General features: G+C 66.3%; 7 protein-coding genes and 1 tRNA gene. 4 read left to right on the top strand and 4 right to left on the bottom strand.

The features are described from left to right. The 4 genes from ABZ412_RS13075 to ABZ412_RS13060 all read right to left on the bottom strand — a co-directional run. Positions 1 to 1777, bottom strand: a 1777-nt coding sequence (locus ABZ412_RS13075) for an alpha/beta hydrolase (protein ID WP_357279954.1), incomplete at its 3' end; no start/stop codon positions are given. Positions 1778 to 1815: 38 nt separating this feature from the next. After that, a complete protein-coding gene (locus ABZ412_RS13070; RefSeq protein ID WP_357279952.1) occupies positions 1816 to 2115 on the bottom strand; it encodes a hypothetical protein in 300 nt (99 codons plus the stop codon). 95 nt (positions 2116 to 2210) lie between these two features. After that, positions 2211 to 3149, bottom strand: a complete 939-nt coding sequence (locus ABZ412_RS13065) for a tyrosine-type recombinase/integrase (protein ID WP_357279949.1) — start codon at positions 3147 to 3149, stop codon at positions 2211 to 2213. Between the two features lie 98 nt (positions 3150 to 3247). Then, positions 3248 to 3321: transfer RNA gene (locus ABZ412_RS13060), tRNA-Arg, on the bottom strand. A 203-nt stretch (positions 3322 to 3524) separates the two neighbouring features. On the opposite strand from ABZ412_RS13060, the gene ABZ412_RS13055 reads away from it, so the two are divergent. From ABZ412_RS13055 to ettA, 4 genes are all read left to right on the top strand, one after another. Beyond that, positions 3525 to 5564 carry a cytochrome c oxidase assembly protein gene (locus ABZ412_RS13055; RefSeq protein ID WP_357279946.1) on the top strand — a complete coding sequence of 680 codons (2040 nt, stop codon included), beginning with the start codon at positions 3525 to 3527 and terminating at the stop codon, positions 5562 to 5564. Between the two features lie 11 nt (positions 5565 to 5575). Next, positions 5576 to 6520, top strand: coding sequence for a threonine/serine dehydratase (locus ABZ412_RS13050; protein WP_357279943.1), 945 nt, complete (start codon positions 5576 to 5578; stop codon positions 6518 to 6520). 146 nt (positions 6521 to 6666) lie between these two features. Further along, positions 6667 to 7116, top strand: coding sequence for a single-stranded DNA-binding protein (locus ABZ412_RS13045; RefSeq protein WP_357279940.1), 450 nt, complete (start codon positions 6667 to 6669; stop codon positions 7114 to 7116). 10 nt (positions 7117 to 7126) lie between these two features. Beyond that, positions 7127 to 8803: an energy-dependent translational throttle protein EttA gene (gene ettA / locus ABZ412_RS13040; protein ID WP_357279938.1), complete on the top strand. Its 1677-nt coding sequence runs from the start codon at positions 7127 to 7129 to the stop codon at positions 8801 to 8803. Positions 8804 to 8947 lie beyond the last annotated feature (144 nt).

The raw sequence follows: 8947 nt of genomic DNA, 5'->3' as shown, positions 1-8947 counted from the left end.
ACGCTGCTGCCCGCACAAGGCCGGCTCCCTGACCAAGGCCATCCACGTCCTGCAAAACCACGAGATTCAATCCGCACGAGGATGAAAAAGGCTCATTGACCAGTGACTTGCATGGCTTCCCATCGACGACGTCCCAATACTGACCGTGCGCGTCCGTGGTCACCCCCCAAAAGCTGTCCTTACCGGGATCGGACGCGAAATGGGTCGCCCCGAAGCTCGGATCTTCCGGATTGGTGCCGAACGGTTCCATCAGCTGAGCCTCGTAGATGATGTCGTGGGCGGCGGTGGAGACATACACCTTGTTCGGAACCTGATCCTGCGGAACGCCGGTGAGATGCAGATCCGAGGCATCGTCCACCGTCGTTCCCGGACTGGCTACCAATGCCACCGCATCGGCATTCAGGCTGTTTCCGTGAGCTGCGGCATCACCGACGACCGCGGTGCCGTAGCTGTGCCCGACCACGGTGTTGTACGACGGATTCCCGTCGTGCGTAGCACGCAATCCCTCCTGGAACTTGTTGAGTGCCGGCGCTCCGGCATCGGCGTACTTTCGGTTCGACGCATCATCGATGTTCCAGTTGGTCGGATCGGCATGCGCTCCCCAGTCCACCGGTGTGGGAGGCGTGTCGTATCCAATCCACGTAATCACCGCGGGATCCTTTGCGCCTGCTAGTTTCGCGCTTTCGCGCATGAGTTCGGCTCTGTCCATGTAGCCGTCGATCTTCGCCGGTGTCACTCCTGTGCCGGGCACGTAGGTCGAGACGTTGGTGGCTGTGTCGGGGTTGCCCGCGGAGATCGCCGCGTGGGGCATGGTGTCGCCGGTTACGCTGTCCCACACCATCAAATACCGACCCGGTTTATTGGCCTCGGCCTGGACTTTCAGCATGTCGGGAAGGTCTGTCGCGCGGTCCTTCGCGTCGTCCAGTTGCTTTTTCCAGGCGTCGTATTTGGTGCGGTCAGCGAAGATGGCACCTGGCTCGTTCTCGGGAGGAAGGTTCTCTCCCTTTGCCCAATCCGGGTGCTGTGCGGTCAACTGATCGACAGTGTCCTGGGCGGCCTGCGCGTGGGTGAGCTCGTCGTCGAGTTTTTCGCGGTTGTAGCGATCCCGATCGGCTGTGGGCAGTCCGTCATGGTTGCCGATGTACTGATCGTGTTCGTAGAGCGCATCCTTCTCCGCGGGGGTCAGCCCATCCCAGAAGTTGCGCAGCTCTTTTGGATCGCTCGGCAACTGCTTGTTGCCGTCCAGGATGTCCTGCACCTGTGACCGGACCGGGGCGCCATCTGGGGTCTTCTCGTAGCCGCCCAGCAACTGTAGATCGGTGGTGATCGCCGTTGCCGCCGAAACTTCCGACAAGCCGAACTGGAACAACAACGCCTTGATCCGCGTCTGCAATCCTGACGCCTGGCCATCAAGCACCTGTTGGGCCAACACGTTGGCCACCGCGTTCGATCCGTCCGACGGCATCTTCGGAGCCGTCACGGTACCGTCGTCGTCGACCTTCATTCCCTCGGGGATCTCATGATCGAGAATCTTCACCAACGCGGTCTGGGTGTCGACGAGCTGGGCACCATAGGTGTTGTAGTGGTCGGCGATATCCACGATCGCGGTCGCGAGATGATTGCCATGCAGCTTGTGCGCCACCGCCCGCTCTGATGCCGCCGTCGCGCCGTCGCCTTTCCACTTGTCCATGGCCTTGTCGACCGCGCTGTTCATCGCGTCGACCTTGGTCACGAACTTCTCGTTCTGTGCCACGATGTCCGCGGCGAAATCGACCATCGACTGTGGATTACAGCCCCGCACATGGCTGATCGTGGTCAATTCACGCCCTCGCCGCGACCGTACTTGTCCAACTGGTCCTTGTTGGACTTATCCATGTCCTCGTATGAGCCGCCGGCCGACTTGGCGCGATCCGCCAGAGTGTGAATCTGGCCGCCGATCAACCCGTACGCCTTCAGTACCGCGTCACCGACCTGCTCCGAGACCGCGGCCACCGGCGATCCCGGCATGCTCACCGCTTTGGTGAGCTTGAGTTTGCTGATTTCGTCCGCTTGCCCGCCCAGCTCAGTCGCCAACCCGTGCAATGTCGTGAGGTCGACGTCGAGAATGTCAGCCACCGCTAGACCCCCCTGGTTCAGTTCGCGGTACAAACCTCCGGCGAACATAACATGGCAGCCTGACCAGTCCGGACCGGACGGTTGTGTGAATCGCGCTATAGCTTGTCTCCGAGGCGGGCCTTGCGGTGGGCGTCGCGGGCGCGGGTTTCGGCGGTGGCGCGGGCGTAGCGGCCGAGCATCTGGCGGGAGCGCCAGCCGGCCAGCATCATGAGGTCCTGCTCTTGGCCGCCGCTGGCCAGCCAGTTGTGGGCGAAGAAGTGGCGGAGTTGGTGAGGGTGGAGGTGGGGGATGCCTGCGGCGTTGGCGCGGCGCTCCAAGATTTGATAGATGCCCCAGCTGGTCATCTGGCCTCGTTTGCCCAGCCAGAGCGCGGGATTGTTGTTGGCTGCCTTGGGATGTCGGGCGCGGATCCGGAGGTAGCGGCGTAGGGCGATGCGGGTTTTGTCGCCGAAGGGCAGGACTCGTGGCTGTCGTCCCTTGCCGATGACCAGGGCGGTGTTCTCCTGGAAGTCGAGGGCGTCTACGTCGAGTGCAGCGATCTCGCCGACTCGGGGGCCGATGTCGACCAGAAGACGGATGATCGCTGTGTCGCGGCGGGCTTCGAAATCGGTTCCCTCGCACGCGGCCAACAGTTTTCGGAGATCCTCTATGGGCGGTACCGGGATGGGCTTCTCGGGGACGTACGGCGGGGTCATCTTGTCGAAGGGGTTGTCTTCGAGGATCTCCTCGGTCACCAGGTATTTGCAGAACTGCTGAAGGCTGCGGTACTGGCGGTTCGCGTACTCCGGTGTGATTGGTTTGCCGGTTCGCCGGTTGGCCCGGTTGAGGGTGTCGATGATGTATGCGCCGATGTTGTCGCGGGTGAGGGCGTCGGAGTTGGGCTCGATCGGGGGTGTCCGGGCTTCGAGGAAGGCGACGAAGTAGCCGACGTCGCGGCTGTAGCAGTCGATGGTGCCGGCGGATTTGTTGGCGCGTCGAAGCTCGGTGACGAAGTCCTCCAGGAGCTCGACGATGGCGTCGAGATCTTGCCCCATGGCACCAGGCCGCGCGCGAAAGTTCCTTGGTGTTTGAGCGTTATACGGTCTGGGTATTGGTGTAACTGCCAGCGTTTTCGCTGGTCAGCTACACTTTGCGCCCCCGGCAGGAATCGAACCTGCGACCTAGGGATTAGAAGGCCCTTGCTCTATCCAACTGAGCTACGGAGGCAGTGCGGGCATCGGCGGTGATGCGGGCTCCAAACACCTTGACCCAAATCGATCTCGGTGTCCAGCGGGTTGAGTATAGCGAGCGTCCAGGTTAGTAATGGTTCGTCGCTTAGCAACTGTTCGGCGCGTCGGGGCGGTAGTGCGGACCGGAGGACCGGAAACCCCAGGGGAGTCTGGATGGGCGCTCCGAACTACGCTGGGCGTATGTCGTCAGTGCAGGACCCGCCCGCAGGATCGGATGTTTCGGCGAATCGGTCGGGTTCGGGGGTGACGTTCGCGGCGGTCACGGCACTGGGCGGGGCGGCGGCCGCGTTGGTGGCGGCGCTGGTCGTGGCGTTGTCGGCGGCGCATGCCCTGACCTTGCTGGGGATTCCTGATCCTGGTCCGCTGACCACGTACGGGCTGCCCGCGGTGCGGGCGGTGGCGGATCTGTCGGCGGCGCTGACCATCGGGTCGTTGCTGTTCGCGGCGTTCTTCGTGCCGCCGCAGGAGAGCGGAGTGCTGGACGTCGGGGGGTATCGGGCGCTGCGGCGGGCCGGGAACGCGGCGCTGGTGTGGGCCGGATCGGCGGCGCTGCTGGTGCCGCTGACGCTGTCGGACACCACCGGGCAACCGCTGCTGAAGTCGATGCGGCCCGAGCAGGTGTGGCGGGCCGCCGATCAGGTCGAGGTCGCGGGGTCGTGGCGGTTCACCGTGTTCATGGTGCTGGTGCTGGCCGTCGCGTGCCGGGTGGCGTTGCGCTGGGGCTGGACGCCGGTGCTGCTGTTGCTGTCGGTGCTCTCGCTGCTGCCGGTGGCCCTGACCGGGCATTCGTCCTCGGGCGGCGCACACGACCTGGCCACCAACAGCCTCATCCTGCACCTGCTTTCGGCCTGCTTCTGGGTTGGCGGATTGTTCGCGGTGCTGGCCTACGCGCTGCGCGACGGCAAATACACGGCACTGGCCGTGCGCCGGTTCTCGATCGTGGCGACCGTCTCGTTCGTGGTGATCGCGATCAGCGGTGTGATCAACGCCCTGGTCCGGCTGCCCGTGTCGGAACTGCTCGGGACCACTTACGGCAAGCTCGTGCTCGCCAAGACCGCGGCGCTGATCCTGCTCGGCGTCATGGGCTACCTGCAGCGCCGCAACGCGATCCCGGACCTGGAGAAGGATCCGCAGGATCGCGGCGCGCTCATCCGCCTCGCCGGTGTCGAGGCGCTGATCTTCGCGGCCACCGTCGGCCTCGCCGTCGGCCTGGGCCGCACCCCGCCGCCGGACCAGCGGACCGTGCCGACCCCGACCGAGGTCGAGATCGGCTACAACCTGGCGGGGCCGCCGACCGTGGCGCGGCTGCTGTTCGACTGGCGCTTCGACCTGATCTTCGGCACCCTCGCCCTGGTCATGGCCGGGCTGTATCTGCGCGGCGTGCTGCGGCTGCGCAAGCGCGGCGACGACTGGCCGATCGGCCGGACCATCGCCTGGCTCGCGGGCTGCCTGACGCTGCTGCTGGCCACCAGTTCGGGGGTGGGCCGGTACGCGCCGGCCATGTTCAGCGTGCACATGGCCCAGCACATGATGCTGTCGATGCTGGCCCCGATCCTGTTCGCGCTGGGCGGTCCGGTGCTGCTGGCGCTGCGCGCGATCCAACCGGCCGGTCGGAATCAGCCGTCCGGGGTGCGCGAATGGATCCTGGGGGCCGTGCACAACCCGGTATCGCGCTTCCTGACCCAGCCGGTCGTCGCCTCGGTGCTGTTCGTCGGCGGCTTCTACGCCCTCTACCTGGGTGGCATCTTCGACAAGTACGTCGGCACGCACGGCGCCCACATTCTGATGAATGTGCACTTCCTGCTCAGCGGATACCTCTTCTACTGGGTGGTCATCGGCATCGATCCCAAGCCACGCCCGATGGAGCCGCTCACCAAGCTGGGCATGGTCTTCGGCTCGCTGCCGTTCCACGCCTTCTTCGGCATCGCGCTGATGAGCATGGACACCGTGATGGGCGGCTGGTTCTACCGCGGCCTGGGCCTGTCCTGGAACAAGGACCTGCTCGGCGATCAGCACACCGGTGGCAGCCTCGCCTGGGCCAGCGGTGAGGTGCCGCTGGTCGTGGTGATGCTGGCGCTGCTCATCCAGTGGTCGCGCAGCGACCAACGGCTGGCGAACCGGCTCGACCGCAAGGCCGAGCGTGACGACGACGCGGACCTGACCGCGCACAACGCCATGTTCGCCGAGCTCGCTCGGCGCGACAGAGAGGTGCGCAAGTGAAGGATGTCGCCATGGCGACCCGGAAAGTGAAGCGGCTCTACCGATCCGACGTGCGCCAGGCCCGCCGCCTGCTGCGCGGGCACATCCGCAAGACGCCCGTCTTCCACACCGAGATCCTGGGCCCGCACGGCCCGGTCCCGGTCACGCTCAAACTGGAGCATCTCCAGCACGGCGGCACCTTCAAGGTGCGTGGCTGCCTCAACGCGCTGTTGCAGGCGCGCGGCGACCAGACCCAGGTGGTGCTGGCCTCGGCCGGTAATGCCGGGATCGCGGCGGCCCTGGCCAGCGCGGTGCGCGGAATGTCGTGCACGGTGGTGGTTCCGGAGTCGGCCTCGCACACCAAGGTGGCGGCCATGTGGTCGCACGGGGCCGAAGTGCTGTGGCACGGAACCACTTACGCCGAGGCGCACAAGTACGCCCGCCAGCTCGCCGCCGAACGCGGCGCCATGCCCTTGCACGCCTACGACCTGCCCGAGATCGTGGCCGGGGCGGGCGTGGTCGGGCTGGAGATCGAGGAGCAGGTGCGCGGCAGACCGACGGTGCTGGCCGCGGTCGGCGGCGGTGGCCTGGTGGCCGGGGTGGCGGTGTCGCTCGGGCTGCGCGGCCGGGTGGTGGGGGTCGAGCCGGTGGGTGCGCCGACCCTGCACGCGGCGCTGGCGGCCGGGCACCCGGTGGACGTCGACGTGTCCAGCGTGACCTCGGATTCCTTGGGCGCGAACCGGATCGGTGAGATCGCCATGGAGGTGGCGCAGCGCTACGCGGTGCGATCGACGCTGGTCAGCGATGACGCGATCGTGATGGCCCGGGAGTATCTGTGGCGCGAGTTCCGGATCGTGGTGGAGCCCGCGGGCGCGACCGCCGTGGCCGCGATCCAGTCCGGGGCGTACGTGCCGGGTCCGGGGGAGCGGCCGGTAATCGTCTTGTGCGGGGCCAACACCGACCTGGCGACCCTGTAGTCCATCGCGAAAGTTATCCCCACCCCGCGAGTCGTCCACACTCGCCGAGGCGGGGTCTGCCCCCGCGCACGCCCCCCGGCGAAGCTGGAAGCCGGACCGAACGCAGGGCTCGCGGCGACGGGCTCGAATCGACAAGGGGGAGCGCGATGTACGAGGCGAATACCGCGGTGATCGGCCGGGTCGTCACCCAACCGGTGCTGCGCGCGCTGCAGAACGGCGATCAGCTGCTGAGCTTCCGCATGGCCAGTACCGCCCGCCGCTACGATCAGGCCGCAGGGGACTGGGTGGACGGTGGCACGTTGTACCTCACCGTAAGCTGTTGGCGACGGGGGATCATCGAGGGAGTCGAAGCGTCGCTGCAGCGAGGTGACCCGGTCATCGCGTACGGGCAGCTGCGCTCGAACGAGTACACCACCCGAGACGGCGCGGAGCGCACCGACCTCGAGATGCGGGCCCTGGCAGTGGGTCCCGACCTGGGCCGTTGCACCGCCCCGGTGGTGCGCAAAACCTTCGGTCGACCCGACCGGACCGACCCCGTGGAACGGCCGTCCGCCGATCCGGACACTGCCGGAGAACCCGCTACTACACACAGTTAGGCTTGCCGATATGGCTGAGTTCATTTACCAGATGGTGAAGGTGCGAAAGGCGCATGGCGACAAGGTCGTGCTCGACAATGTGACCTTGAACTTCCTTCCCGGCGCGAAGATCGGTGTCGTCGGCCCGAACGGCGCGGGTAAGTCCAGTGTGCTGAAGATCATGGCGGGACTGGACCAGCCGAACAACGGTGATGCCTGGCTCGCGCCGGGCGCGACGGTCGGCATCCTCATGCAGGAGCCGCCGCTCAACGAAGAGAAGACCGTGCGTGGGAACGTCGAGGAGGGCCTCGGCGAGATCAAGGTGAAGCTGGACCGCTTCAACGAGATCGCCGAGCTCATGGCGACCGACTACTCCGACGAGCTGATGGAGGAGATGGGCAAGCTCCAGGAGGAGCTGGACCACGCCGACGCGTGGGATGTCGACTCGCAGCTCGAGCAGGCCATGGACGCGCTGCGCTGCCCGCCGCCGGACGAGCCGGTCACCAACCTCTCCGGTGGTGAGCGCCGTCGTGTCGCGCTGTGCAAGCTGCTGCTGAGCAAGCCCGACCTGCTGCTGCTCGACGAGCCCACCAACCACCTCGACGCCGAGTCGGTGCTGTGGCTCGAGCAGTTCCTCGCCTCCTACCCGGGCGCCGTGCTGGCCGTCACCCACGACCGGTACTTCCTCGACAATGTGGCCGAGTGGATCCTCGAGCTGGACCGCGGCCGCACCTTCCCCTACGAGGGCAACTACTCCACCTACCTGGAGAAGAAGGCCGAGCGCCTCGAGGTGCAGGGCAAGAAGGACCAGAAGCTGCAGAAGCGCCTCAAGGAGGAGCTGGCGTGGGTCCGCTCCGGCGCCAAGGCGCGTCAGGCCAAGAACAAGGCGCGTCTGGGCCGCTACGAGGAAATGGCCGCCGAGGCCGAGAAGATGCGCAAGTTGGACTTCGAGGAGATCCAGATCCCGGCCGGTCCGCGCCTGGGCAACGTGGTCGTCGAGGTCGAGAACCTGGACAAGGGCTTCGGCGAGCGCCAGCTGATCAAGGATCTGTCGTTCACCCTGCCGCGCAATGGCATCGTCGGTGTCATCGGCCCGAACGGTGTCGGTAAGTCGACGCTGTTCAAGACCATCGTCGGCCTGGAGAACGCGGACAGCGGCAATGTGCGCGTCGGCGACACGGTCAAGCTGAGCTACGTCGACCAGAACCGCGGCGGCATCGACCCGAAGAAGACGGTCTGGCAGGTCGTGTCCGACGGTCTGGATCACATCCAGGTCGGCCAGGTGGAAATGCCTTCCCGCGCTTATGTTTCGGCCTTCGGGTTCAAGGGCCCGGACCAGCAGAAGCCGGCCGGTGTGCTCTCCGGTGGTGAGCGCAACCGCCTGAACCTGGCGCTGACCCTCAAGCAGGGCGGCAACCTGATCCTGCTCGACGAGCCCACCAACGACCTCGACGTCGAGACCCTGAGCTCGCTCGAGAACGCGCTGGAGAACTTCGCGGGCTGCTCGGTGGTCATCTCCCACGACCGCTGGTTCCTGGACCGCACCTGCACGCACATCCTGGCGTGGGAGGGCACCGAGGACAACCCGGCCGCGTGGTTCTGGTTCGAGGGCAACTTCGAGGCCTACGAGGCCAACAAGATCGAGCGCCTCGGCCCGGAAGCCGCCCGTCCGCACCGGGTGACCCACCGCAAGCTCACCCGCGGATAGCGCACCACCCCAACCGAATTCACCGCTCGCCCCCACCCGGAGATCCGGGTGGGGCAGCCGGACCGCGCCGTCATCGGCCGGCTACCGCGGGCTCGGGTTCTGATCCGGCCCGCGGGCGAGCGGTCGGTTGGTCACTTTTGCCTG

It is taken from the genome of Nocardia sp. NPDC005746 (assembly GCF_040630785.1).
Lineage (GTDB): Bacteria > Actinomycetota > Actinomycetes > Mycobacteriales > Mycobacteriaceae > Nocardia.
The sequence above is the reverse complement of the archived record's forward strand: the minus strand, read 5'-3'. Positions and strand labels throughout refer to the sequence as shown.

What these genes read in the sequence shown, in the direction of transcription:
- ettA (WP_357279938.1), top strand. Translation starts at nt 7,127, where the DNA reads ATGGCTGAGTTCATTTACCAGATGGTGAAGGTGCGAAAGGCGCATGGC.
- ABZ412_RS13045 (WP_357279940.1), top strand. Translation starts at nt 6,667, where the DNA reads ATGTACGAGGCGAATACCGCGGTGATCGGCCGGGTCGTCACCCAACCG.
- ABZ412_RS13065 (WP_357279949.1), bottom strand. Translation starts at nt 3,149, where the DNA reads ATGGGGCAAGATCTCGACGCCATCGTCGAGCTCCTGGAGGACTTCGTC.
- ABZ412_RS13050 (WP_357279943.1), top strand. Translation starts at nt 5,576, where the DNA reads ATGGCGACCCGGAAAGTGAAGCGGCTCTACCGATCCGACGTGCGCCAG.
- ABZ412_RS13055 (WP_357279946.1), top strand. Translation starts at nt 3,525, where the DNA reads ATGTCGTCAGTGCAGGACCCGCCCGCAGGATCGGATGTTTCGGCGAAT.